The sequence below is a fragment of the Guyparkeria halophila genome, assembly GCF_034479635.1.
In the GTDB taxonomy this organism is placed as follows: domain Bacteria; phylum Pseudomonadota; class Gammaproteobacteria; order Halothiobacillales; family Halothiobacillaceae; genus Guyparkeria; species Guyparkeria halophila.
Window position 1 is genome coordinate 952,407 of sequence record NZ_CP140153.1, and the last position, 24,383, is coordinate 976,789.

The 24,383-nt window shown below is 65.3% G+C and carries 24 protein-coding genes and 2 pseudogenes; 18 read left to right on the forward strand and 8 right to left on the reverse strand.

Features of this window, described 5'->3' with window-relative positions; translation table 11 throughout:
* Positions 1–20: 20 nt before the first annotated feature.
* Positions 21–1,367, reverse strand: a complete 1,347-nt coding sequence (locus SR882_RS04475; RefSeq protein ID WP_322522146.1) for a TRZ/ATZ family hydrolase — start codon at positions 1,365–1,367, stop codon at positions 21–23.
* 565 nt (positions 1,368–1,932) lie between these two features.
* On the opposite strand from SR882_RS04475, the gene SR882_RS04480 reads away from it, so the two are divergent.
* The 5 genes from SR882_RS04480 (at position 1,933) to SR882_RS04500 (ending at position 7,279) form a co-directional block, all read left to right on the forward strand.
* Complete coding sequence (locus SR882_RS04480; protein ID WP_322522147.1) at positions 1,933–3,111, forward strand: aspartate aminotransferase family protein; 1,179 nt, start codon at positions 1,933–1,935, stop codon at positions 3,109–3,111.
* A 65-nt stretch (positions 3,112–3,176) separates the two neighbouring features.
* Positions 3,177–4,097 (forward strand): ornithine carbamoyltransferase, encoded by a 921-nt coding sequence (argF, locus tag SR882_RS04485; RefSeq protein ID WP_322522148.1) that lies wholly within the window; start codon positions 3,177–3,179, stop codon positions 4,095–4,097.
* A gap of 51 nt (positions 4,098–4,148) precedes the next feature.
* Positions 4,149–5,051: a sensor domain-containing diguanylate cyclase gene (locus SR882_RS04490; protein ID WP_322522149.1), complete on the forward strand. Its 903-nt coding sequence runs from the start codon at positions 4,149–4,151 to the stop codon at positions 5,049–5,051.
* A gap of 78 nt (positions 5,052–5,129) precedes the next feature.
* Complete coding sequence (argA, locus tag SR882_RS04495; RefSeq protein WP_322522150.1) at positions 5,130–6,476, forward strand: amino-acid N-acetyltransferase; 1,347 nt, start codon at positions 5,130–5,132, stop codon at positions 6,474–6,476.
* Positions 6,467–7,279 (forward strand): class I SAM-dependent methyltransferase, encoded by an 813-nt coding sequence (locus SR882_RS04500; protein WP_322522151.1) that lies wholly within the window; start codon positions 6,467–6,469, stop codon positions 7,277–7,279. The genes argA and SR882_RS04500 overlap by 10 nt, the downstream gene beginning before the upstream one ends.
* Before the next feature lie 39 nt (positions 7,280–7,318).
* Here the strand turns inward: SR882_RS04500 and SR882_RS04505 are convergent, their stop codons facing one another.
* Positions 7,319–7,762 carry a hemerythrin domain-containing protein gene (locus SR882_RS04505; protein ID WP_322522152.1) on the reverse strand — a complete coding sequence of 148 codons (444 nt, stop codon included), beginning with the start codon at positions 7,760–7,762 and terminating at the stop codon, positions 7,319–7,321.
* A gap of 247 nt (positions 7,763–8,009) precedes the next feature.
* Between SR882_RS04505 and SR882_RS04510 the strand changes: the two genes are divergently transcribed.
* From SR882_RS04510 to SR882_RS04520, 3 genes are all read left to right on the forward strand, one after another.
* Complete coding sequence (locus tag SR882_RS04510; RefSeq protein WP_322522153.1) at positions 8,010–8,822, forward strand: substrate-binding periplasmic protein; 813 nt, start codon at positions 8,010–8,012, stop codon at positions 8,820–8,822.
* Complete coding sequence (locus SR882_RS04515; RefSeq protein ID WP_322522154.1) at positions 8,819–9,757, forward strand: cation diffusion facilitator family transporter; 939 nt, start codon at positions 8,819–8,821, stop codon at positions 9,755–9,757. Before SR882_RS04510 ends, SR882_RS04515 begins: the two co-directional genes overlap by 4 nt.
* Before the next feature lie 85 nt (positions 9,758–9,842).
* The gene (locus SR882_RS04520; RefSeq protein ID WP_322522155.1) at positions 9,843–10,097 is read left to right on the forward strand and encodes a DUF7218 family protein; all 255 of its coding nucleotides are present in this window, start codon (positions 9,843–9,845) and stop codon (positions 10,095–10,097) included.
* 126 nt (positions 10,098–10,223) lie between these two features.
* Here SR882_RS04520 and SR882_RS04525 read toward each other — a convergent pair whose 3' ends face one another.
* Together SR882_RS04525 and SR882_RS04530 are read right to left on the reverse strand one after the other, a co-directional pair.
* Positions 10,224–12,263, reverse strand: coding sequence for a hypothetical protein (locus tag SR882_RS04525; RefSeq protein WP_322522156.1), 2,040 nt, complete (start codon positions 12,261–12,263; stop codon positions 10,224–10,226).
* Between the two features lie 303 nt (positions 12,264–12,566).
* The gene (locus SR882_RS04530) at positions 12,567–13,790 is read right to left on the reverse strand and encodes an ATP-grasp domain-containing protein (RefSeq protein ID WP_322522157.1); all 1,224 of its coding nucleotides are present in this window, start codon (positions 13,788–13,790) and stop codon (positions 12,567–12,569) included.
* A 262-nt stretch (positions 13,791–14,052) separates the two neighbouring features.
* On the opposite strand from SR882_RS04530, the gene SR882_RS04535 reads away from it, so the two are divergent.
* From SR882_RS04535 to rssA, 3 genes are all read left to right on the forward strand, one after another.
* Positions 14,053–14,547 (forward strand): DUF4174 domain-containing protein, encoded by a 495-nt coding sequence (locus SR882_RS04535; RefSeq protein WP_322522158.1) that lies wholly within the window; start codon positions 14,053–14,055, stop codon positions 14,545–14,547.
* A gap of 356 nt (positions 14,548–14,903) precedes the next feature.
* Complete coding sequence (locus tag SR882_RS04540) at positions 14,904–15,416, forward strand: DsrE family protein (RefSeq protein WP_407653347.1); 513 nt, start codon at positions 14,904–14,906, stop codon at positions 15,414–15,416.
* An 80-nt stretch (positions 15,417–15,496) separates the two neighbouring features.
* Positions 15,497–16,438 carry a patatin-like phospholipase RssA gene (rssA, locus tag SR882_RS04545; RefSeq protein ID WP_322522159.1) on the forward strand — a complete coding sequence of 314 codons (942 nt, stop codon included), beginning with the start codon at positions 15,497–15,499 and terminating at the stop codon, positions 16,436–16,438.
* A gap of 59 nt (positions 16,439–16,497) precedes the next feature.
* Here rssA and SR882_RS04550 read toward each other — a convergent pair whose 3' ends face one another.
* Positions 16,498–17,061 (reverse strand): DUF2058 family protein, encoded by a 564-nt coding sequence (locus SR882_RS04550; protein WP_322522160.1) that lies wholly within the window; start codon positions 17,059–17,061, stop codon positions 16,498–16,500.
* Positions 17,062–17,113: 52 nt separating this feature from the next.
* The gene (locus SR882_RS04555; RefSeq protein ID WP_322522161.1) at positions 17,114–18,997 is read right to left on the reverse strand and encodes a pyruvate kinase; all 1,884 of its coding nucleotides are present in this window, start codon (positions 18,995–18,997) and stop codon (positions 17,114–17,116) included.
* 326 nt (positions 18,998–19,323) lie between these two features.
* Between SR882_RS04555 and SR882_RS04560 the strand changes: the two genes are divergently transcribed.
* The 6 genes from SR882_RS04560 (at position 19,324) to SR882_RS04585 (ending at position 23,271) form a co-directional block, all read left to right on the forward strand.
* Positions 19,324–20,691, forward strand: coding sequence for a DEAD/DEAH box helicase (locus SR882_RS04560; protein WP_322522162.1), 1,368 nt, complete (start codon positions 19,324–19,326; stop codon positions 20,689–20,691).
* Positions 20,692–20,894: 203 nt separating this feature from the next.
* A complete protein-coding gene (locus SR882_RS04565) occupies positions 20,895–21,374 on the forward strand; it encodes a DsrE family protein (protein WP_322522163.1) in 480 nt (159 codons plus the stop codon).
* 195 nt (positions 21,375–21,569) lie between these two features.
* Positions 21,570–21,821, forward strand: a complete 252-nt coding sequence (locus SR882_RS04570; RefSeq protein ID WP_322522164.1) for a hypothetical protein — start codon at positions 21,570–21,572, stop codon at positions 21,819–21,821.
* A gap of 263 nt (positions 21,822–22,084) precedes the next feature.
* On the forward strand, positions 22,085–22,552 hold the full coding sequence (locus tag SR882_RS04575; RefSeq protein ID WP_322522165.1) for a DsrE family protein: 468 nt from the start codon (positions 22,085–22,087) through the stop codon (positions 22,550–22,552).
* A gap of 162 nt (positions 22,553–22,714) precedes the next feature.
* A complete protein-coding gene (locus tag SR882_RS04580) occupies positions 22,715–22,972 on the forward strand; it encodes a type II toxin-antitoxin system Phd/YefM family antitoxin (protein ID WP_322522166.1) in 258 nt (85 codons plus the stop codon).
* Positions 22,960–23,271 carry a type II toxin-antitoxin system RelE/ParE family toxin gene (locus SR882_RS04585; RefSeq protein ID WP_322522167.1) on the forward strand — a complete coding sequence of 104 codons (312 nt, stop codon included), beginning with the start codon at positions 22,960–22,962 and terminating at the stop codon, positions 23,269–23,271. The genes SR882_RS04580 and SR882_RS04585 overlap by 13 nt, the downstream gene beginning before the upstream one ends.
* A 90-nt stretch (positions 23,272–23,361) precedes the next feature.
* On the opposite strand, the pseudogene SR882_RS04590 reads toward SR882_RS04585, so the two are convergent.
* A pseudogene (locus SR882_RS04590) lies at positions 23,362–23,451 on the reverse strand (CbbQ/NirQ/NorQ domain-containing protein); the annotation flags it as partial.
* Between the two features lie 225 nt (positions 23,452–23,676).
* On the opposite strand from SR882_RS04590, the gene SR882_RS04595 reads away from it, so the two are divergent.
* Positions 23,677–24,030 (forward strand): hypothetical protein, encoded by a 354-nt coding sequence (locus SR882_RS04595; RefSeq protein WP_322522168.1) that lies wholly within the window; start codon positions 23,677–23,679, stop codon positions 24,028–24,030.
* Between the two features lie 84 nt (positions 24,031–24,114).
* Here SR882_RS04595 and SR882_RS04600 read toward each other — a convergent pair.
* Positions 24,115–24,297, reverse strand: a pseudogene (locus SR882_RS04600) (CbbQ/NirQ/NorQ domain-containing protein); the annotation flags it as partial.
* Positions 24,298–24,383: the final 86 nt, after the last annotated feature.

The following is a 24,383-nucleotide window of genomic DNA, read 5'->3' on the forward strand; positions in this document are numbered from 1 at the left end:
CGCCAATGGGTAACGTTGCGTCAGCCGGCGGGCTTGGCCCATCGGATCGGTTCGCGCCAGGTATTGGCTTGGTCGATGATCGCCCGGGAGTCGAGCTGGCGCAACCGGCCGCCCCGCAGCAGCGCGTGGCCGTCGACCCAGACGTCGCTGACCTGCCGCCGCGAGGCGCTGTAGACCAGGGTGGATACCGGGTCGAAGACCGGCTGGGTCTCCGGCTCGTCGAGATTCACCGCCACGAGATCGGCGCGCTTGCCCGGCTCGATCGAGCCGATGCGCTCATCCAGACCGAAGGCGCGTGCCCCGCCCAGCGTGGCCATGTGCAGGGCCTGGTGGGCGCTGACCGCCGCGGCGTCATTGGCGATGGGTTTCGCGATCAGTGCGGCGGTGCGCATCTCGTCGAACATGTCGAGATCGTTGTTGCTGGCCGCCCCGTCGGTGCCCAGCCCGACATTCACGCCGGCCTCGAGCAGTTTCGCCACCGGGCAGAATCCGGAGGCGAGCTTGAGGTTGGACTGCGGCGAATGCAGCACGTGGCTGCCGGTGACCGCGAGCCGGTCGATCTCCGCGTCGGTCAGTTGCGTCATGTGCACGGCGATCAGGCGCTCGTTGACGAGCCCCAGCCGGTCGAGGCGCGCCAGCGGCCGTTCGCCGTTCGCCGCGACGGCCGCTTCGACCTCGTGGGCGGTCTCGTGGACGTGCATGTGCACCGGCAGGTCGAGCTGGTCGCTCATGGTGCGCACCCGCTCGAGCGCGGCATCGCCGACGGTGTAGGGGGCGTGCGGGGCGAGCGTGAACTCGATGCGCGAATGACGGCGCCAGTCGTTGACCAGCTCGACGCCCTTGGCCAGCGCCTCCTCGGCATTCGCCGACCAGCGGTTGGGGGCATCGATTACCACGATGCCGAACACCCCGCGCAGGCCCGCGGCCTGCACCGCCTCGATTGCCGCCTCGGGGAAGAAGTACATGTCCGAGAGCGTCGTGGTGCCGCCGCGGATCATTTCCAACGCGGCGAGCATCGTGCCGTCGTGGACGAAGTCGTGGCCCAGCATCTGACCCTCGACCGGCCAGATGTGCTCCTCGAGCCAGGTCATCAGCGGCAGGTCGTCGGCCAGGCCGCGCATAAGGCTCATCGCCGCGTGGGTGTGGCCATTGACCAGTCCGGGGATCAGCGCATGGGTGGGCAGGTCGATCCATTCGACCGGATGATCGCTGGCCTGCCGGCGGTGTTGGGCCTGCTCGCGGGTGAGGATCGCCTCGATGCGTCCATCGGCGACCCAGACGGCGTGGTCTTCCAGCACCTCGTCGCGCGGCGCGACGGGGATCAGCCAGCGGGGGGCGAGGATCTGGGTCGAGTGGTCGGTTGCCATGACGGGAATCTACGTGCCGTTGAGGGTGAATAAAGGGGTGTTCGGTGGCGTCAAAGCCTAGCATGCGGCGACGTGGCCGCCTTTGTCGCAATCGATTCGATTCATGGTATGCTCAGCGACTTGCCCCTCCGAACTTTTGAGTTGATCGATCAGACTGATCGATTCGACCGATCGCATCGTTGTTCGTTGGGGAAGCTCTGCACGAATGCCATATCGCTCTGCGCGCCTTGCGCCGGGCAGATGCAAGGCGACCGTCCGCCGCGGAAGGGTGGTTCCCTTTCCAAGGACGGCAACGCCGCAGATGTCCGGCGCAAGGCGCGCCCTGCGGGGCTTGGCGAGTCGCCCGTGCCCCGCGTTGCGACGTCTTGACGTGACCACCGGCACGCCGGCGACATCGCGCCTTGATCACGAACGACTCGCCAAGCCAGAGTGGCATGGCATTCGTGCAGAGCTTCCCTGGGGCTCAAAAACGCAATGGATTCAATGCGCTCGTCGTTCCGGGGAGCGCTTTTTTGGTTTTGTGTCGCCCGGAAATCCCGGGCGAAATCGGTTTTCGAGGAACGCTGTGAGCGACTTTCTGCTGCCCACCTACAATCGTCAGCCCGTCCGCTTCGTCCGTGGCGAAGGCCCGTACCTCTGGGACGAGGCGGGTGTGCAATACCTCGACGCGGTGAGCGGCATCGCGGTGACCGGTCTGGGGCACGCCCACCCGGACATCGCCGAGGCCCATTGCGACCAGGCCAAAACCCTGATCCACACCTCCAACCTTTACGGCATTCCGTGGCAGGAGCGCCTGGGCGAGCGGCTGGCGGCACTCTCGGGTATGGAGAAGGTCTTCTTCGGCAACTCCGGCTCGGAGGCAAACGAGGCGGCAATCAAGCTAGCCCGTCTGCATGGTCGTCGCCGCGAGATCGATAGCCCGAAGATCGTGGTCATGGAGCACAGCTTTCACGGCCGCACGATGGCCGCGCTGGCTGCCACCGGCAACGCCGCCATTCAGAAGGGCTTCGAGCCGCTCCTGGATGGCTTCGTGCGCGTTCCCTACGGCGATATCGCCGCCCTCGAGCAGGTGGCGAACGACTCGCAAATTGTCGCCGTGCTGCTTGAACCGGTGCAGGGCGAGGGCGGTGTCCGCCCGGCACCCACCGGCTATCTGGCCGCGGTGCGCGCCCTGTGCGACCAGCAAGACTGGCTGATGATGGTCGACGAGGTGCAGACCGGCGTCGCACGCACCGGTCGCTGGTTCGGCTTCCAGCACGAGGCCGAGGTGCTGCCCGACGTGATGAGTCTGGCCAAGGGGCTGGGCAACGGCGTGCCGATTGGCGCCTGCCTTACCGCCGGTCGCGCCACCGACCTGTTCGGACCGGGCAGTCACGGTTCGACATTCGGTGGCAACCCGCTGGTCTGCCGCGCGGCGGCGACCGTGCTCGAGGTGATCGAGCGCGACGGCCTGGTCATGCGGGCCGAGAAGCTGGGCCAGTCCATCGCTGATCGGATCCGCGACGGGCTGGCCGGTCTCGATGGCTTTCGCGAGGTGCGCGGTCGCGGCTTGATGATCGGCATCGAACTCGACCGTCCGGCGGGAGAACTGGTCGGTCGGGCACTGGAGCAGGGGCTGCTGATCAATGTCACCGCCGGCTCGGTGGTGCGTCTGCTGCCGCCGCTGATCCTGAGTGAATCGCAGGCCGACCTGATCGCCGATCGGGTGATCGGCGTCATCCGCGACTGGTACGCGGCCAACTGAGTTTTCGGGGCCTGTCCCGGGCTTCAGCCCGGGCGCGTCCCTCAACCGACAGAATCGATATCGTTATGTCCACACGTCACTTCCTGAGTCTGTTCGATCTCACCGCGGACGAGTACCGCGCCCTGTTCGAACGCGCGGGCCAGCTGCAGGCCGCCCGCGAGCGCGGCGAGCGCCCCAACACGCTTGAGCGACGCGTGCTGGGCATGATCTTCGAGAAGGCTTCGACTCGCACCCGACTGTCGTTCGAGTCGGGCATGGCGCAGCTGGGCGGCTCGGCGATCTTCCTTTCGCCGCGGGATACCCAGCTGGGCCGGGGTGAGCCGGTCGAGGACTCGGCTCGCGTGATGTCGCGCATGGTCGACGCGATCATGATCCGCGCCAACGATCACGGCATGGTCGAGACCTTCGCCGCCAACAGCCGCGTGCCGGTGATCAACGCGCTCACCGACCGCAGTCACCCCTGCCAGTTGCTCGCCGACATCTACACCTACGAACGCCACCGCGGCTCGATTGCCGGCAAGCGCGTCGCCTGGGTGGGGGATGGCTTCAACATGTGCCATTCCTACATCAATGCCGCGCGCACCTTCGACTTCGAGCTGGCGATCGCGGCCCCGCGCGGCTACGAGCCGGACCCGGACGTGGTCGCAGCGGCCAAGGATCGCGTCGAGCTGGTCGCCACGGCGGCCGAGGCGGTCGAGAACGCGGACCTCGTGGTCACCGATGTCTGGGCCTCGATGGGCCAGGAAGAGGAACGCCAGCGCCGGCTGCGCGACTTCCACGACTATCAGATCAACGACGAGCTGATGGCCCGCGCCAAGGGCGATGCGCTGTTCATGCACTGCCTGCCGGCCCACCGCGGCGAGGAAGTCACCGCCGGGGTCATCGACGGGGCGCAGAGCGTGGTCTGGGACGAGGCCGAGGCGCGCATGTATACCCAGCAGGCACTGGTCGAATTCCTCATGCTGGGAGCATTTCCGCGCAGCTGACCGTCGTCTGCCAACGGTCATCCGCCTGTCCGTCATCGACGAGGGATTGTCATGAGTTTGCCTGCGGAACTGATGCCGGCGGTCTTGGATGCGCTGCCGGACCCGTTGTTCATCCTTTCGGCATCGGGCCGTTATCTGGCGGTCTACGGTGGGAGTGATCCGGGTTACTACCACGACGGGCGGTCGCTGGTCGGTCAATACATCAGCGACGTGATGCCGGCCGATAAGGCCAGCCAGGTGCTGGACCAGATCCAGCGATCGCTCGAGGAGAACCGGCTGCTCAAGGTGGAGTATCCGCTCGCCGCTACCGAGGTGAAGGGCCTGGAATCGGCCGATGGCCCTGCCGAGATGCTCTGGTTCGAGGGCCATATTCAGCCGCTGGCCGAGCCGGTCGACGGGGAACGCGCCGTGGTCTGGGTGGCGCGCAACATCACCCCGCGCCGGGAACTCGAGGAGCAGCTCCGGCTCGCCAGCGTGATCGATCCGCTCACCCGCCTCTTCAACCGGCGCAAGCTCCTCGAGGTGCTGGCCGAACGTTTCGCGGCCCACCGGCGTTACGACGAGGCCTGCGCGGTGGTGATGATCGACGTCGATCACTTCAAGCAGGTCAACGACCGCTACGGCCACTCCGTCGGCGATGAGGCGCTGCTCGCCGTGTCGAACATCGGTCGGGGAATGCTGCGCGAAAACGACCTGCTGGCACGCTTTGGCGGCGAGGAATTCGTGTTGGTGCTGCCGCAGACCGACCTTGAACACGCCCGCCAGGTGGCCGAGCGATTCCGCCGGGCGGTGATCGAACACTTGTCCATGCATTACCCGGACATCCCACCGGTGACGGTCAGCCTGGGGGTGGCGGCGATGCGCGAGGAGGATGTGAGCCACGAGGGTGCCCTCAATCGGGCCGACGAGGCCCTTTACGAGGCCAAGCGGCGGGGCCGCAACCGCGTCGTCTGACCCGTCCTTCGTGAAACCGGCTCCTGTCACCGCCCGTCTGCGTTATCCTCGGCCCCAAGCCATGCATGGAGCGCCACCGTGAACGACCCATCGACACCAGCCCCGCACACCACCTGCCAGCCCAGCGGCGAGGCCCGGGTACTTGTGCAGGGGTTGCGTGATGCCGTGCCCTACATCCGCGAGCACGAGGACCACGTCTTCGTGCTCGCTTTCGGGGGCGAGGCGCTCGACGAGCCGGCAAGCTTCGAGCGCCTGATCCGCGACATCGTGCTGATCGCCGATCTCGGGGTGCGCCTGGTGCTGGTGCCCGGCGCGCGTCCGCAGATCAACCGGCGCTTCCAGGCGGCCGGGTTCGAGGAGCGCTTCCACCAGGGGCTTCGGGTTACCGAGCCGGCCATGATCGACCCGCTGACCGAGGCGGTCGGTGCAGTGCAGTTCGACGTGATTTCCTGGCTGTCGGCACGCCTGAGCCTGGCCTCGGGCTCGGGGCTGGCCCAGCGGGTGCTGACCGGCAACTTCGTCACCGCGCGCCCCATGGGCGTGATCGACGGCGTGGATCTGGGCCATACCGGCGCGGTGCGGCGGGTGGACGTCGATGGCGTGCGCGATGCGCTCGGTGATGGTTCGATCGTGGTCCAGTCGAATATCGGCTATTCGCCCACCGGCGAGCTGTTCAACCTGCGCGCCGAGGACGTTGCCGAGAGCATGGCGGTGGCCCTAGGCGCCGACAAGCTGATCTTTCTCACCGACCCGCTCGACGATCTGCCCACCGCCATGAGTCTCTCGGAGGTCGAGGGATTGTTGGAACGCCAGGGCGACAATCTGTCGACCGAGTTCCAGTTGCACCTGCACAGCGCCGTGCGGGCCTGCTCGAAGGGCGTGGATCGCATTCACCTGGTCGATCGCGAGGTCGACGGGGCGCTGCTGGTCGAGCTCTACACCCGTGACGGCTGCGGCACGCTGATCACCAGCGAGCCCTACGAGCGTATCCGCGCGGCGACCCTCGACGATATCGGCGGGATTCTCGCCCTGATCGAGCCGATGGAGCAGGCCGGCGTGCTGGTGCGCCGCTCACGCGAACAGCTGGAGCTGGAGACCGACCGCTTCGTGGTGATTGACCGCGATGGCGACATCATCGCCTGCGCCGCACTCTATCCCTTTCCCGAGGACGGCACCGCCGAACTGGCCGCCCTGGTGGTGCACCCGGCCTACCAGGGCGGCGGCCGGGCGGCGCGCCTGCTCGGGTTCATGGAAAGTCGGGCGCGCTCGCTGGGACTGAAATCCTTGTTCCTGCTCTCGACCCAGACCATGGCCTTCTTCCGCGAGAAGGGTTTCGCCGATGAAAGCCTGGAGCGGCTGCCCGCCGAGCGGCGCGCCTTCTACAACCTCAAGCGCAATTCGCGGATCTTCCGCAAGTGGTTATAGGACAACTGGCTCTAGCTCCGCTGCCGGTGGTTGCCTGTCGTCCTGAGGGGGGCAGCTCGGCCGCCGTGCGCCTGCAGGCGTTTGCCGAGGAGTGGGGGCTGGACTGGGTCGATGCGGCCGGTGACGAGCCGGCCCGCTTCACCCTGGCGCTAGAGAACGGCCGCATTGGTCTCGTTCCGCCACTGGATCGACCGGACTTGGGTACGCACCCGCTGGTAATCGATTTCGCCGCCGACCCGCGGTTTGCCCGCCCTCTGGCGCGCAAGGATGCCCTGGCACGGGCGACTGGCTGGAAGGCGGGGTATCGCCCGCCGGTGGTCGATCTCACCACCGGCTTGGGTCGTGATGCCTGGGCGCTGGCCAGCGGCGGTTGCGAGGTGACCGCCGTCGAGCGCCATCCGGTGGTCTGGCTGCTGCTGACCGATGCCCTCGAGCGGGCGACGGCCCAGCCGGCATTGGCGGCGGTCGCTGCACGGATCCATCCCGTCTTCGGTGACGTGCTGGGGGAGCATCCCCCGGCGCTCGCCGGTGACCGGAACACGGTCTGGCACCTCGACCCGATGTTCCCCGAACGCAAGAAATCCGCGCTGGTGAAAAGGCCCATGCGCATCTTTCATCAATTGGTCGGTGAGGACCCGGACGCCGAGGCCCTGTTTGCCTGGGCGCGCCGTCAGCCGGGCGCCCGCTGGGTGGTCAAGCGCCCGCCGGGTGCCCCCACCATCGATGCGAGTGCGCCGGACATCGAATACCGTTCCGGACGACTGCGCTTCGACTGCTATCTCGCAGCTTCGCCCAATTCGTAATCGCCCACCCCATCGACCCGGGCAGTGATCGGCTCCGACTCAGTCGCCGACGGCCTGTTCTTTCATCTTCCTACGGTAGCGGCGGGCGAGGTCGCGCTTTTCCTCGTCGCCGAGCACCTTCCCGGCTTGCTGGAACACCTGGTGCTCTTCCTCGTCCAGGTGATGGGTTACCAACTCCTGCAGTTTCCGTGCATGGCCCAGCCACGCCGTGGCACTCGGGTCGGTGGATTCGAGCGTCTTGATCAGCTCGTCGATCTCGTGGTGTTCGGCGATGCTGTGGCGGGCCTGCTCCTGAGTCAGGTCCGCCTCCATCAGCGGGGTGTAGAAGTAGCGCTCTTCGGCGACCTCGTGGTGCACCAGGGCGTTTCGTGTGAGCCGCAGCAAATCACGCCGCGTCTGGGTGTTCCCTTCGGTTTCCACCAGTCGGGCGAGCAGGTCGCGCTGGGTGTCGTGGTCCTCGCGTAGGGCTTCGAATATCTCCACGGGATCTTTCCTCTTTCTCGAGTGGGGGAAGGCAGAGGCGCCGTAGGCAAGCGGACGGTTGTCGGTCGGTCTGGGTAGGTGCCGAATTTCGACCGCGCCATTTACCCGTCGGCGACGAGCATAGTCTCTCCCTCCGGTATCGCAACGTGGGGGCATTGAGAGCGGTGGGCACGGCTCGCCGCTGCCATGCAGATGGGCGCCTACTCGTCTAACGTCGATACCCGTTGCAAAGAGAGAGCAAACCATCATGCAGCTGTGCCCGGGTTTTTGTGCAGGAGGAATCCGCGCTTGTCCTGACCGTAGGCTGGGTTGGTTGATTAGGGCGTCCGTCGTTTTCTTCACGATCGTGTTGCTAGCCGGCTGCGATCTCCCCCGTGACATTGAGGGGACGCAGGACCACGTGCGGAACGGGTTGCTGCGCGTGGGCGTCATTGATGGCGCGTCTCCATGGGCAACGTGGAGTGGCGGGGAACCGCAGGGTGTGGAAACTCAGCTGGTTCGTGAGCTGGCGAAGCGGATGGGTGCGAATATCCGGTGGGTGTCCGGGTCGGACACCGAGCTGTTTGGCGCACTTGCGGCATTCGAACTCGACGTGGTGATCGGTGGTATCGAACGCTCCTCGCCGTGGGGAAAGAAGGTCGCGTTGACTCGTCCTTACCATGTCACACGGATCATGCTGGGCTGGCCCCCGGACCAGCCGGCAAGTGAGGATCTCGACAAGCGACGGGTCGCTGTGAAGCAGAACAGCTCGGTGGCAAGGCGGTTGGCTGAACGTGGTGCGGTGACCGTCGCGTTGGAAGAGGGGCGGGATGCGCGCTTGCCGGTGGCGGCGGCAGAATCGCAGATATTGGCATGGGGGCTGCGGCCCAGCCCACCCGTGCTTGAGACCCGCAAGCAGGTGTTCGCTGTGCCGGCTGGTGAAAACGGTTGGTTGCAAACCGTGCAACGGTTCTTATTCGAAAAGAGAGCCGATGTGCCGGCGATGATTCGCTCGGAATGGTCCGATCCGGCTTCGAATGTATCCAGCCACGTGAGGTCGAAGGAGGTGGCCGTCAGATGAAGGTACTCACCGCTCCGGTCGAGATCCCCGACCATCTCGACAAGGACCTCCGCCGAGCCTACGTGCTGGAGGGCATTACGGTGGTTTACGGTTTGACCGTGGTCACAGTGATGTACTTGGTGATGGGCTCGAGCCAGGCGATGAAAGCAGCCTGGCTGGAGGACCTGATAAGTCTCATACCGCCCATCGTGGTGCTTGTCGGGCTCCATATGCGGACACGCCGCCCCAGCGACAGGTTTCCCTACGGCTTTCACCGTGTTCTGGCGATCTCGTTCCAGGTCGCTGCGCTCGCTTTGAGCGTGGTGGGGCTCTATGTCGTTTACGATGCCGCGACGAGTCTTTTGGCCGTCGAGCATCCCACTATTGGAACCCTTGAGATTTTCGGCCACCCGGTTTGGCTTGGGTGGTTGATGTTGCCGGCGCTTCTTTATAGCGCGCTTCCGGCCAGCATCCTTGGCCGTCTGAAGCTTGGCCCGGCGAGGGCATTGCATAACAAGGCGATGGTCGCTGATGCGGCCATGAACAAGGCGGACTGGATGACTTCGGCAGCCGCGGGGGTCGGTATTCTAGGGATCGGGTTCGGATTCTGGTGGGCGGATAGCGTCGCGGCGTTGGTGATCGGTCTGGATGTGCTCATGGACGGGGTGAAGCATCTGCGTACGAGTGTGTTCGACTTGATGGATCGTCGTCCGAACACAGTGGACGGCGATCCGGCTGACCTGCCTCGGCAGATTCAGGATCGGCTCGCCGACTTGCCCTGGGTTCGGCGGGTAGACGTGCGAATGCGCGAAGCGGGTCAGATATTCTTCGGCGAGGCCTATGTCGAGCCCGTGGACGACGACCGTCCCATCGAACGCACGGCCGAAGCGATCGAATGTGCTAGGTCGGTTGATTGGCGAATGCATGATCTCACTGTGCAGTTGGTGCGGTCTTGATCGTTCCAGATCAGTGAGGGGCGCTCTGTCTCAGTGTGCTTCTTCGGGGCGAGCGTAACGAGCGGACTACGTCGGAGGTGACGCCATGACCAAGAATCACGGCAACAGCATCAAGGACGACGATCGGTACGAGGCCCTGCGGGACGAAGGCATGAGCAAGGAAAAAGCGGCGCGGATTGCCAACGCCGATGACACGGAGGCGGCTCGAAAGGGCGGCGAGAGCGAGCGCTACGAGGACTGGACCAAGGAGGAACTGTACGAAAAGGCCAAGGAGGTCGGTATCGGCGACCGCTCCCGAATGGACAAGCGCGAGTTGATCCGCGCGCTGCGCGAGCATTAGGAATACGGCTGGTCAACGCTGCGCTGCGAGGAAGTGAACGGCGAGTCTAGGCGTCTGGTGAGGCCGTCCGCGTGACGCACCGCGGCCACTAAATGCCTGGCCGATCCCATGCGGGCAAGGCCTTCATCAGGCCTCGGTGCCCGCGGCCGGGCTGTCGACGTTCAGCGAGAGGTGCTCTTCGGGGATGCGATCCGCGCCCCAGGTGCGGTGCACCATGTCGATCACCCGATCGAGCGAGTCCTGCGGCACCGAGGCAAGTTCGCCATGCTCCAGCGGATCGTAGTGGAAGATGTACAGGCGTGAGGCGAATTCCTCGAAGGGCAGGGAGGATTCGCCGAAGCGTTCCCCGCAGCCGGCGGTACTCACCTCGACGCCATCCCCCCAGTTCTGGCCGCTGTCGTTGTTGGGGTTGTAGAAGTACACCCGCATCACGTCCTTGGGATCGAGTGTCACCCGCAGCAGGGTGATCGCGTGCCAGCCGATGAAGCGCGCCGCGCTGTCGGTCGCCGCGATGCCGATCGGCTGCGGGTGGATCAACGGCTGGTTACCGTTGTAATACGGGTGATAGCTCGCGTAGAAGTGCCGCAGGAAATCCTCCAGCGCCTCGAGCTTGCCGGTGGCGACATCCACGTTGATGCGAAAGCCGCGCCCGGACCACCAACCGTGGAATTCCGGATTGATCCAGCGGTGCGGGTCGCCCTCGCGGCCGATGCAGCGGCGTCCCATCTCGGCGTAGATGCGGTCCAGATGCGGCACCACCAGCAATGACACGGGATCGAGGTCGATCGGCAGTGTCGTCGCGACACCGCTGAGCGAGGCCATCGAGGAGATCGGTTGGCCCTCGAAGTGGATGATGATCTCGTCGTCGCGCGCCGCCCAGGCCACCATCTGCAGCATGTAGTCGGGGTCGTTGTACGCCCACATCGACAGGGCGCGGGCCGACTGGCAGGTGGGGTTGTTGCCCTGGCCCACGCCGAGCGGTTGGCCCAGCATGCAGAGCACGCCCTCCAGCAGGCGGGTGCGCGGCGGGACGTTCTCGCCGAAGGCAATCGCCAGCCGCTCGCGAGACCAGGCCGACAACGGCAGGCTCAGTTGTCGCCAAAGGGCCGGGGCCACCGGCGGCTGATAGAGGATGCCCCGTTCGAGCATCAGGGCCAGTCCGTAGATGGCCTGCGCCGTCTCGGGGAACACCGACTGGTCGATCAGTGCGTGCACCAGCTCGCTGTAGCAGAGCAGGCAGTCCCGACCGGTCGACGACAGCCCCATGGCCTCCGACAGCAGATGGTCGCCATGCTCGGTCAGGTGACGAAGCAGCGCCGCGTGGTAGGGCGAGACCAGGCCGGTGTCGTGCATGGCGCGCGCAAAGCCGGTCGCCTCGTTCTGTCGTGCCACGGCATCCATGCTTTCCAGTCGTTCCTGGTAGACCGGCACGCCGGGATCTTCTCGGCAGGCCTGGGTCGGACCGAACAGGCTGCTGACCAGCCGGTCGGCACCCTGGCCGCTGCTGCCCAGATCGATGTCCGGGCTGCCCTGGCAGATGGCGATCTGGGTGATCATCTGCTTGACCGGCTCGGTCTGGATCGGCCGTTGCTGCAGGATCCGCCAGATCTCGTCGATCAGCTGATCGACGATGTGCTCGTAACCGATCCGCTCGGCCAGGTGGCCGAGCAGGGCGCGTGACAACTGGGCAAGGCGCCCCTGGGTCTCGCGCTCGGCCTCGCTGGGCGGCATGAACAGTCGTTGCAGGTTGATCGCCAGCACCTGGGTCAGGTGATGGTGGGCATTTTCGGCCGAGAGCCGCGGGTGAAGGTAGGCCCCCCGCGCGACCGCGAGCATGCGCAGGTCGCTCAGGGCCTCGATCACGACGGTATCCGCGTCCGCGCTACTCAGCGAGTGGGCCGACAGCGACGGGATCAGGGTCTCGGGATAGGCCCAGTCCGAGCCGTTGAAGGTGCCGGCGGTCTCGATCGCCTGGGCGCGCGCCTCGATGGCGGCCGGGCCCCCGTCCTGCAGCAGGACCCGCTTGGCCCCGTCCAGCACCCGGCGCAGCCGGGTGGGCTTGGAGAAGTCGGGCGCGGAATCGAGGGCCTCGATCGCCTCGTCGAGTCGTTGCAGGAGTCCGGGCAGCAGGGCCCCGGGCGCTTGTTCGTCGACTTCGCTGCTCACCTGGGAACCTCTGCTCGAATCGATGGTGTCTCTGGCTCGCGGGTTTGTTCGCAATCAAGGCGCCGGCTCGAAGACGGGCTCATGGCCCGTCGAGAGACGGCAACGCCGAGTGTGGGCAAACCCGCGAGCCCCGTCCGGGCGGGCCGCCAAGGGACCATCTGCGGCGTTGCGGCGCTTGCGAATGGCGACGGCCATTCACTGCGCACCGCGCCTTGCATCTGGACCCTTGGTGGTCCCGCAGAGACACTATCGAGTCGTGCAGAGGTTCCCTCGGGCTCCTCGTGCCCGGGGTATGGCGCGGGATTATACATAGAAGTCCAGATCCTCCTGGCGCTTGAGCAGATCGCGCATGGTGTGCGGATCGTCGCCGAAGAAGTAGATCAGCCCCCAGTGGGTACCGAACGCCGTGCGCTTGGTGACGGTTTCCTCCACCGGCGGGGTCAGCTCATGCGACTCGAAGTAGGGGTGATCCTCGGTCTCGGCCGGCATTTCCAGGTGGCTGACCACGCGACGACGCGGGTAGACGCCGAAGCACCCGGCCACGCCCTTGGCATCGACGACTTCCTTGGGGAAGAACGCGGTGATCTCCTCCTCGGTGGTCTTGGGGTCGAAGGACAGGATCAGGCCCTGGTAGGCATTGAAGCCGTAGGCGCGCTCGAGCAGCTCGAACACCTTGAAGCCCGGCGGGCGATAGGCCACCTCACCGAAGTACATCTCGCCGTCGTTGGTGACGAAGTATTCCGGGTGAATGAAGCCGAACTCGATGTCGAAGGTCTTGATCAGCTTTTCGATCTGGGCGGTGATCTGCTCACGGTATTTCTCCAGCTCGGGGGTGGCCGGCACGAAGACCGAGTAGCCCAGCGTCACGTACTCCGAGATGTTGAGAAAGCGGATCTTGCCGTTGTGAATCCAGGCCTCGACCGCGAATTCCCAGCCATCGAGGTGGGATTCCATCAGCACCGGGAATTCCTCGTCCGGGATGGTATCCACCTCGTCGGGCGTGCGGATCACGCGGTGACCCAGGCAACCGGCCTTGTCGAAGGCCTTGAGATGGATCGGGTCGTTGGGATCGCCGTCGAGCTTGAGCAGGGTCTGGTTGACCCGCTTGAGAAAGCGCACCACGTCCTCCTTGTCGTGGGCCTCCTCGAAGATGCCCACGCGGATGCCGCCCAGCTGGGCGCGACGCTTCATCAGTGCCTTGTCGCGCAGCAGCATCGACTGGCCGAAGAGCTTGGGCTGGTCGAGCAGCACCGAGTTGATCGCCCCGGCCCACTCGACCGTCTCCTCGTAAAGCGGGATGGCGACGTCCACGCCCTTTTCCTGCAGGGTGTGCGCGATCTCCAGGGAGCGATCGTTCAGCCGCTCGAAGTTCCACGGGATATAGGGAATGTTGTGCTGTTCGCAGTATTCCTCGGCCCAGTCGGGGGCGACCACGACGTAGCGACGATCGAATGTTTCCGCGGCCTCGACGGCGTTGAGCGACCAGCCCAGCAGCGCGACAAAACCTTTTTCGGGATTCTTCTCCATGGGGTACCTCTGATTCGGGCGAAATGGAATGTTGAGCCGAAACGGGCTTACCGGCACGTCCGTGGTGCCGCGCCAATCGGGAAGTTGTGGACAGAGCCTAGTTGACGAGAGGCGATTGTGTGGCCGCGACGCCGACGGGATGATTTGACCGACGACTGGCTGGACCGGTCGAAGAGAGGCTCGGCCCGCGGTTACCGGGTCGCTCGGGGGATTTCAGTCTAGCCTTGGGAACTGAACCCGACAGACTGTACTGGGAGACCTGATGAGCCGACTGATGCGATTTGTGCCCACGCTTGCTTGTCTTGCCGCGACCGCTTTTGCGGCGCCTTCAATCGCATGGGCAGCCAACTACTGGGACAAGCTCGAGTGGCAGGTCCGCCCGCTGGTGCTGGTGGAGGGCGGCTCGTCGGCGGATAACTGGACCGATCGACTGCTGAACGATCGCTGTGCACTGGCCGAGCGTCGCATTCACTGGCTCGTGATCGAGGAGGACGGTGCGGTGTGGCGCCGATTCGACGGGGGCGAGGCGGCTGACTTCGAGTCGACACGGCTGGATGAGGGGGCCGCGGCCAGCGTGCGCGACCGGGTGGGTTGGTCGAGTGGCGATGACACGCGCCTGTTGCTGTTCGGGCTGGACGGGCAACGCAAGTACAGCGGTCGGCCCGATGCGCTGGAGACGATCTGGGCCCTGATCGATCGCATGCCGATGCGGCGCAACGAGCTGGCCCGCGAGCCGGATGATTGTGCAAGTCCTTGAGCGCATCCGGCGCGCGCTTCATATCGGCGTACCGGTCCGAGATCAGAAAATTCGATTCCCCGGATATTGATTTCGTCGAGATCCCGGGTAAGGATGTCAGGTGAGGCTAATCGTTTGCCGGCTTGGTTTCTTGCCGGCCCCATCGAGGGAAACGCTGCACGATTCGATGACGTCTCTGCGGGACCTCCAAGGGTCCAGATGCAAGGCGCGGTCCGCCGTGAAGGGCCGTCGCCCTTCACGAGGGCAGCAACGCTGCGGATGGGCCCTTGGAGGCGCGCCCGGACGGGGCTTGCGGGTTTGCCCGCAAGCCAGAGATGTCATCGAATCGTGCAGGGTTTCCCTAAGGAGGAATCCCCATGATCCGTCGAGTATCCCGTGCCCTGCAGGTGTTGAGCCTGGCCATGGCCGCCTTGATCATCGCCCCCACCGTTGCCGCCGAGAATCTGCACAACCGCGCCGCCATCGATGGGCTGGAAAACGTCAAGGCCGTCTACGACGTGCGCAAGTCCAACCCGAACGCGCTGGACATGTATCTCAAGGCCATCATCACCAATGTCGAGAACCTGGAGAAGGAAGGCGTGCAGGCCGAGCTGGTGATGGTGTTCATCTCCCATTCGGTGAAGTTCATCAACACCGCCCCGACGCTGGAGACCGAGGCCGATTACGGCGAGGCGCTGGCGAGCATCGCCCAGAGCGTCGAAACCCTGCAGGAACTGGGCGTGCGCATGGAGGCCTGCAATGGCGCCACGCGGGCATTCAATGTCGATAACGACACCCTGCTGCCGGGCATCGAGCCGGTGCGCTCGGGCTTCATCTCGCTGATGGGCTACCAGAACAACGGTTACGCCCTGATCCCGGTGTACGATTGAATGGGAACGGCTTTGCTGCAATACAACACGACCCGCCGAGAGGGCGGGTTTTTCGATGGTAACGACGTGGAAGGAAAACGATGACCGACGGCAAACCGACGATCGGCCTGGCGCTGGGCAGCGGCGCGGCCCGCGGCTGGGCGCACATCGGTGTGATCCAGGCGTTGGAAGATGCCGGTATTCGCCCCGCGATGGTGGCAGGCTGTTCCTTTGGCGCCTTGGTCGGTGCCGGTTACGCCGGTGAATCCATGGACAAGCTCGAGGCCTGGGCGCGCGGTATCCGCTCCTGGGATGTGATGCGGCTGCTGGATGTCCGTCTGGGCGGCGGCCTGATCGAGGGAGACGACCTGATGCGCTCGCTGGCCAAACAGGTCGAGCCGGTCGACATCGAGCAGCTGCGCGTGCCATTCGCTGCCGTGGCGACCGACCTCGAAGCCGGTCGCGAGGTGTGGTTGCGCGAGGGCGGCCTGATCGATGCCGTCCACGCCTCGATTGCCGTGCCCGGGCTGATGTCGCCGGTGCGCAACCAGGGCCGCTGGCTGGTCGATGGCGGCCTGACCGACCCGGTGCCGGTCTCGTTGTGTCGGGCGCTGGGCGCCGATGTGGTGATTGCCGTGAATCTCAACAGCGATCTTGTCGGTCGGCACATACGCGATATCCGCGGCGCGGCGCGGCATGACACCGACAACGAGAGCGGCCTGCGCAAGTGGGTCGACGGGCTGGATGAGCGTCTTCTCGATGGCCGGATCGGCAAGTGGCTTGAAGAGCGGGACAAGGACGAGCCCACGCCCGGCATGCTCGACGTGATGGCCGGCGCGATCAACATCATGCAGGACCGCATCACCCGCAGCCGCATGGCGGGCGACCCACCCGAACTGATGATCTCGCCGAAGCTTTCGCACATCGGTCTGCTTGAGTTCGAGCGTGCCAGTGAAACCATCGAGGTGGGCCGGGCCGCCGCCGAGCGGGCCTTGCAGGATAGCCCGCTATTGCCCGAGTTGAGAGGGGAATCGAGTCGGTAGTTCGCGGCTCGACGCGCTCAGGTCATGATTACGTCTATCTGACGTGTGCCCTGTCTCGATTACCAGACTAGATCGTCCGGCACCTCGAACCCGGCATAGGCGGGATCGCGGATCTCGCCGCCGCTGGGCAGGGCCAGCAGATAGGCCGGGTCGCGCTGGGCAATCTTGTCGGCCGTGGCCGCCGAGACGATGTAGTAGCGCTTGTCCCACGTCGCCAGGCGCAGCTTGCGCGTTGCCAGCCCGCGGCGCAGGCGGGCGTTGACCGGCAGGCTCAGTATCCGGCCCTGATCGACGAAGTAGAACGGCTCGCCGTGGCTGGCGAGCTTCTCGGCATGGTCGAGGATCAGCTGGCGGATCTCGGCGCGTTGGGCGCGGCGCTGTTCGTCCTCGCGCTGGCGGGCGCCGGCCTCGCGGGCCTGCTGGCGCTCGCGCTCGAGCTTCTCGGCGGCCGCCTTCTTGGCCGCCTCGATCTCCTTCGGCGGCTTGGTGTTGGCCTCCTTGTCGTGCCGGTTGACCCGGCCCCAGGCCGACTTCTGCTTGGGCTGCTTGCCGCCGCCCTTCTTGCCACCCTTCTGGGCGAGGCCGGACTGCAGCAGCTGATCCTGAAGAGATCCCTTGCTCATGGTTTGACGCGATGCCGATTGCTGTGACGGGACGGCAGTCTATCAGTTCGGGTCAGACGTCTGGACGGACCATCGGGTCCGCCCGTTCGGACAGGCATTCCAGCGGCGGCAGCTGAGCGGTCTTCTTGTGCTGGTAGCGATGCATGCGGTGGACGATGTCGACCAGGATGCGCACGGCGCGCTCGATGTAGGGCCCCTTGTTGAGCATGACGCACTCGGCGCGCTCGGCCATCGCGGCATCGGTGAGCTCGGGGCGCGAGATGGTGCCCTTCTTCGCCAGGGTCTCCAGTACCTGGGTCGCCCAGATCACCGGCACGTGGGCCGCCTCGGTCAGCATCAGCAGGGTCTCCTGGGCCTCGATCATCTCCTCGGGACCCAGTTCCACGGCCAGATCGCCGCGGGCGATCATGATGCCCAGCAGCCGATGGTCGAGGGCGGCCAGCATGATACCGGGCAGGTTGGCCACGGCCCGGCGGGTCTCGATCTTGGCGACGATCGGCATGTCCTCGGCGCCGCGCGCGTCGAGTTCGGCCATCAGCGCGCGCATGTCGTCGCCGGATTCCACGAACGAGAAGCCCACCATGTCGGCATGCTTGACCACGAAGTCGAGGTCCTCGAGATCCTTGTCGCTCAACGCGGGCAGGTCGAGCGGGGTGTCGGGGAAGTTGAGCCCCTTGTCGGGCTTGATGGTTTTGCCCTGGGGGCCGGCGTGCTCGATGTTAAGCAGCGCGCCGTCGTTATCGACTGCCAGCACGCGGGCGCCGATCTTGCCGTCGTCGATCCAGACCGAGTCGCCCGCGGCCAGCCGGTCGAACACCCGCGGTTCGGCGCAGGGCACGCGCGCCGGTTCGAGCACATTGCCCGCCGGGTCGAGGCGTGCCGGTTCGCCCGGGATGGGGGCGGCGGAAAGCCGCAGCCGGTCGCCCTCGAACACGCGGATCTTCGCCGGGCGGGTATCGAAGCCGCGGGCGAGGAATTGCTCGCCGGTGCCCCGATCGTGGAACGCCGTGGTCTGGTCAATGTGCGCCGGGCCGTCGAGTGCGGCGTGAAAAAAGCGGGCCGTGCCGGTGGCCGCGACGCGCATGCGGCGCTCGCGACCCAGGGTGTCGACGAAATACAGCTCCTGGTGGTCGTGCAACCGGTCGATGACCGCCGTGTCCAGCGCCAGGTGCCAGTTGCGCTTGCGGCCCTTGCCCACCGGCTCGGAGCGCAAAAAGCCGTCGCTGATCTCGATCACCGGCGCCCGCGTGCCTTCCCAGTCGATCTCGAGCGCCTTGTGCCGGCGGCGGACCTCGCCGGTACGCACCTTGTGGCCGGCCAGGTCCATGAACAGCCGGCAGGCGCGGCCGGTGCGGTGGCGGGCGGCGTCGAGGTTGCCGACCATCCGGCTCCATTCGCGCGGCGTGTCGTGGGCGCAGTTGATGCGCGCGCAGGTCATGCCCGCCCGCATCAGCCCCTCGAGGAGATCGGCGTCGTCCGCGGCGTCCGTGGGTAGCGTCACCATGATGCGCACGCCGTGCGGGGCCTCGGCGCCGAACAGCTGCTCGGTGTTGCGGTCCAGGATGCGCTGGCCGGCCAGGAAGTCCGCCGGTGGCTTTTTATCTGCCGCCACCTTCCGGCCGCAGGCGCGGCTCAGCAGGTCGATGATGCTGTCCAGCGTCGCCAGCACGTGGGCCTCGCTGCGACCCAGCGAGGACAGGCCATGCGCGGCCAGCACCGGCTGGAGCTCGCGCAGGTCCTCGGAGCGCAGCGCGAGGTAGCAGGCGAGATTCCAGCTGCTCGGCCCGGCACGGTCGGCATCGCCCAGCTCCTGCTCCAGCCGGCGCGTCGCCCGCTCCTGCACCCGCTCGCGCAGGGCGGTGACTTCCCCGAGGAGCCATTCGATGGAATCTGTGGCGGCGCAGTCGCGGTTGTCGGTCGTCGCGGCGGTATTCATGGGGCGGTCCCTCCAGGGCGCAGTCCCTACAGTCAGGACCTCTTGGATACCACCGCCATGTGACGGCGGTATGGCAGCTGCCCAGGCGGGCTGCGAGAAAACCGTTGGCCCTTTCGCAAACGTGCTAGGATGCGCGCACTCGGTCTGACCAGTCCTGCCGATTGACGTCCTGAGGGCCTGCCCTCAACCCCTGCGTTTTCCTTGCCGACTGGCGTGCGTTCCCTCCCCGGGAGCGTGTGACGGGAAACGCCACGCCATTCGAGACGCCATTTTTGTCATGGCCTCCATGCGTTGAGCGTTCTCGTCCCCCAAGGAAAACTGTTTCTATGTTGTTTTCAGAACTGGGCCTCCGCCCGGAACTCCAGCGCGCCATCGAAGAGCGCGGCTACACCACCCCGACCCCGATCCAGGCCAAGGCCATCCCGACCGTTCTCTCCGGCGGTGACCTGCTCGCTGCGGCCCAGACCGGTACCGGCAAGACCGCCGGCTTTACCTTGCCTTTGCTCGAGCGCCTGATGGAAACCCACCCGGAAGGTGGCCACAAGGGTGGCAAGCGTCCGATTCGCGCGCTGATCCTCACCCCGACGCGCGAGCTGGCCGCCCAGGTCGAGCAGAGCGTGCTCGATTACGGCCACCACCTGCCGTTGAAATCGATGGTCATGTTCGGCGGTGTGGGCATCAACCCGCAGATCGACAAGCTCAAGAAGGGCGTCGACATCCTGGTCGCCACGCCGGGCCGCCTGCTCGACCACCAGAACCAGCGCACCGTGGACCTCTCGCAGGTCGAGATCCTGGTGCTGGACGAAGCCGACCGCATGCTCGACATGGGCTTCATCCACGACATCAAGAAGATCCTCAAGATCGTGCCGGAGCAGCGCCAGAACCTGCTGTTCTCGGCCACCTTCTCCGACGAGATCCGCACCCTGGCCGGCAAGCTGCTGGACAACCCGGCGGAAATTTCCGTCACGCCGCGCAACACCACCGTCGAGGCGGTCAGCCAGTCGGTCTACGAAGTCGATCGTGACAAGAAGCGCGAACTGCTCGCCGAGCTGTTGATCGACCAGGACTGGCAGCAGGTGCTGGTGTTCACCCGCACCAAGCACGGCGCCAACCGCCTGGCCGAGTACCTCTCCAAGCGTGACATCCCGGCGATGGCCATCCACGGCAACAAGAGCCAGACGGCGCGCACCAAGGCGCTCGAATCGTTCAAGAACGGCAGCATCCGCGTCCTGGTGGCCACCGACATCGCCGCCCGCGGCATCGACATCGCCCAGTTGCCCTACGTGGTCAACTTCGAGTTGCCGAACGTCGCCGAGGACTACGTCCACCGCATCGGCCGCACCGGTCGGGCGGGCGAGTCCGGCGAGGCGATCTCGCTGGTCTGCATCGACGAATTCAAGCTGCTGGCCGGCATCGAGCGACTGACCAAGCAGAAGTTCACCCGCCACGTCGTGCCCGGATTCGAGCCGGACCCGAACGCCAAGCCCGAACCGATCCCGAACGGTCGCAACAACGCCGGCGGCGGTCGCCGTAGTGGCGGTGGTCGTCCCGGTGGCGGTGGCGGTCGCGGTGGGCCCGGCGGTGGCCAGGGACGCGGCCAGGGACGTGGCCCCGGTGGCGGCGGCCGTGGCCCGGGCGGTCGTCCGGGTGGCCGTGGTGGTCGCGGCGGTGGTGGCCGTAGCGGCAACCGTTAATCCGCGTTTCCAGTCCTCGGCCAAGGTCGAGGAACGTTGATGTACCAAAGCGCCCGGCTGATCAGCCGGGCGTTTTTTTGTGCTCGTGTCCGTTTGGATAGCCGCTTATCGAATAACAGGCAAAGTAATTGGTATTGCCGCTCGGGTCGGCTACCGTCGAAAGGGAATAAACAACAATCCCTCAGGGATTCGAGGAGGAAGGAATGATCAAGCGCGCCTTGCTGTTTGCCTGCCTGCTGCCGGCCATGGCCATTGCTACCGCCACGGCCAGCGATAATCGCCCCTGGGGCACGGCCGAGCTGACCGAGAAGGATTACCAGCCCGACAAGGTCGTCTACGACGTGGCGGCCAAGGATGCCGAGGCGCTCAACAGCATCATCGGCCGGGTCAGTCACCTGAACAACGAGTACGCCGGCGACGTGTTCGACGCGCATATCGTGGTGGTGTTGCACGGCGACGAGATCCCGCTGTTCACCACGGAGAAGTACGAGGAGAACAGGGAGTTGATGGAGCGCGCCCAGTCGCTGACCGTCGCCGGTAACATCGAATACCGCATGTGCGCGGCCGCCGCGGCATTGCATGACGTTGAACCCGAGGACGTGCACGGGTTCGTCAACGTGGTGCCCATGGCCGATGCCGAGATCATCGAGTTGCAGCACGAAGGCTATGCCTACATGAAGTAACGGGCAGCTTTCGGGTCGCGCGGCGAGGCTCGATCCGAGGATTCGCCCCGGGTGATGCGTGCGTCTGATGCGCCACCCGTGGGCCTCGCACACGCCGCGATCGGTTATCGTATCCACCTCAGAATCGAGACGGCCGGCCTTGCACGAGCTGGCCGCCGACTAACGAGGCCGAGCCGCCGGCGGGGAGGGACAACCATGTGGTACGTGCTGGACCGGGATGACGAGATCGTCGCCGTTCACGAAGACGAGCCGTCGGCGATCGGTGGCGCTCGCTCGATCGTCGATCGCATGGTGGAACAAGGCGAGTTTCGTGCTTGTGTGTTCGTGGTGACCAAGGCCCACTACGACGCGGCCTTCCGTCAGGGCGAATCCCCGCGTCGCTGGCATGACTACAAGACGGGCGGAGCGCGGCTGATCCGGCCATCAGTGACGTCGGTTTGTCGGTGACGGTGTGTCCGGGTTTGCCCGTGTTTGCCCGTGTTTGCCCGTGTTTGCCCGGGTTCCGATTCCGTTTACGCTGTCTTGAAAGGTATTTCCCCCATTCCGAACAAGCGCCCGGCTGATTAGCCGGGCGTTTTGCGTTTGGCGAACGCGCTTGGTTGTGAACGCCTTTTCGACTACTAGGCAACGTACATTGGTGCCGATCCCCGGGGTCGGCTACCGTCAAAGCGGGGAATGCAACCGTCCCGCGGGTGTTCAAGGAGAAAACGATGATCCATCGAGCCTTGCTGTTTGTCTGCCTGCTGCCCATCGTGGCGATGGCCAGCGACAACCGCCCCTGGGGTGCGGCCGAGCTGATCGATAAGAGCTACCAGCCCGAAAAGGTCGTCTACAACGGGGCGGCGAGGGATGCCGAGGCGTTCGACCGCATCCTCGATCGGGTCAGTTACCTCAACAACGAATACGACGGTGACGTGTTCGACGCGCATATCGTGGTTATCCTGCACGGCCCGGAAATTCCGTTGTTCACCGCCGAGAAGTACGACGAGAACAGGGATCTGATGGAACGGGCACAGTCGTTGACCGTCGCCGGCAATATCGAGTACCGCCTCTGTGCGGTCGCGGCCGCGCTGCGTGACGTCAAACCCGAGGACGTGCACGGGTTCGTCAAGGTGGTGCCCATGGCCGACGCCGAGATCATCGAGTTGCAGCACAAGGGTTACGCCTACATGAAATGATCGTCGGGCCCTCGAGCGCCCCGGTCGGTTGGCGTAGTACCCCGTCGTTTCCCTCCCCGCCCGATCCGGCCCGCTGTGACTTCCGTGTGCCGGTAGATGCCACCGTCTCGGCCAAGTGATACTATAGTGACACTCTGTTGAACGGCCCGGGGAGGTATTCCGATGAAGGTCGAGCTCGTGACGAACCTGAAGCGACAGGCCACGCGTATCCTGGCCGACCTGCACGAGTCCCGGGAACCGGTTTTGATCACCGAGCATGGTCGTCCGTCGGCGTACCTGGTGGATGTGCAGGACTACGACTTCATGCAGCGACGGCTGGCACTGCTTGAAGGACTGGCCCGAGGAGAGCGGGCGGCCCTTGAAGGACGGGTTGTCCGCCAGGAACAGGCCAAGGAGCGGCTGGGGAAGTGGTTGACGTAGTCTGGACCGAACCGGCCCTGAATCAACTTGACGCAATCGCCGAATACATCGCCCTCGATAATCCACACGCCGCATCTCGCCTGGTTCGGCAGGTATTCGATGCGGTCGAAAGGCTTGAGTCGTTCCCGGAGTCGGGGCGACACCCGCCGGAATTGCCCGATTCCGTGTACCGCGAGGTCGTGCTTTCCCCGTGCCGGATCTTCTATCGTGTCGAGCAGGCGCGTGTTCTCATCCTGCATGTGATGAGGCAGGAACGAGACCTCCGGGCCTACCTGCTTGCCCAGGATGATCGTTCGTAGCCGCGACGCCCCGGTGGTCGATGCTCGGGTCAGACAGCAAAACGCCCAGCCGATTGGCTGGGCGTTTCTCGTTCGGGCGGGCGTTTCTCCTTACGAGAAGAACGCGCTGACCGCGGAGTCGAGGGTGTCGCGCATGTCCGGGTCGTCGGTGATCGGGCGGATCAGGGTCATGGAGCAGGCAGGGGTATCGGGGTCGGACCTGGGCAACATATTGATTCCGAACAGGGAGGTTGCTCCAGTGTGGCCTTGATCGGCCTTAAAGGTGCCTTTTTCGGGGGGAATCAGCCCTGTAAATCGGGCCAAGCGTTGGCTGAGTGAGAGTTAGCTGGGGAAGTGCCTTGCTGACAAGCTCGTCAGTCGGACTCGTGCCGCGAGGTCGCTCGGAATCCGCGGTATGCTTCCAGCATGCTTCGCTGTCTCTACAACGCACTGACCATTGTCGCGCTGCTGTATATCGCCCTGATGGTCGTGCTGGCGGTCCCATCGTTCTTTGACCCGCAATTCGAGATCCGGAACGAGTCGGCCGAGCCGGTTTCTGTGATCGCCGAGTGGCGTGACCAGGAGAAGGCATTTCCGGATATCGCAGCGGCCTCGACGGTCGAGTTCAGCGTGGAGGACGAAGCGGGGATGGTGTTCCGTGTGCGCTATGCGGATGGCAGGCAGGTCGAGTCCGAGCCGATCTACTTCTCACGGGGACTGACGGTGATTGCGACGATCACCGAGGAGGGTGTCGAGGTGCGCTATGACCATGACATCTAGGGATGTGGCATAGCGATATCGGGCATAAAGCAAAACGCCCAGCCGATTGGCTGGGCGTTTGTCGTTCCGGCGGACGTTTCCTCGTTACGAGAAGAACGCGCTGACGGCCGAGTCGAGGGTGCCGCGCATGTCCGGGTCGTCGGTGATCGGACGGACCAGGGTCATGGAGCAGGCGGCGCGCGGGTCGACGCCCTTGGCGATCAGGCTGCCGGCGTAGACCAGCAGGCGGGTGGAGACGCCCTCGTCGAGGCCGTGGCCCTTGCGGTTGGCGAACTCCCCCGGGCGTCTTGCGCAGTAGCCTCGTCAAGATTTCAGGTGGGTCTTGATACACTCCCGGCGCTGTCACCATTTTT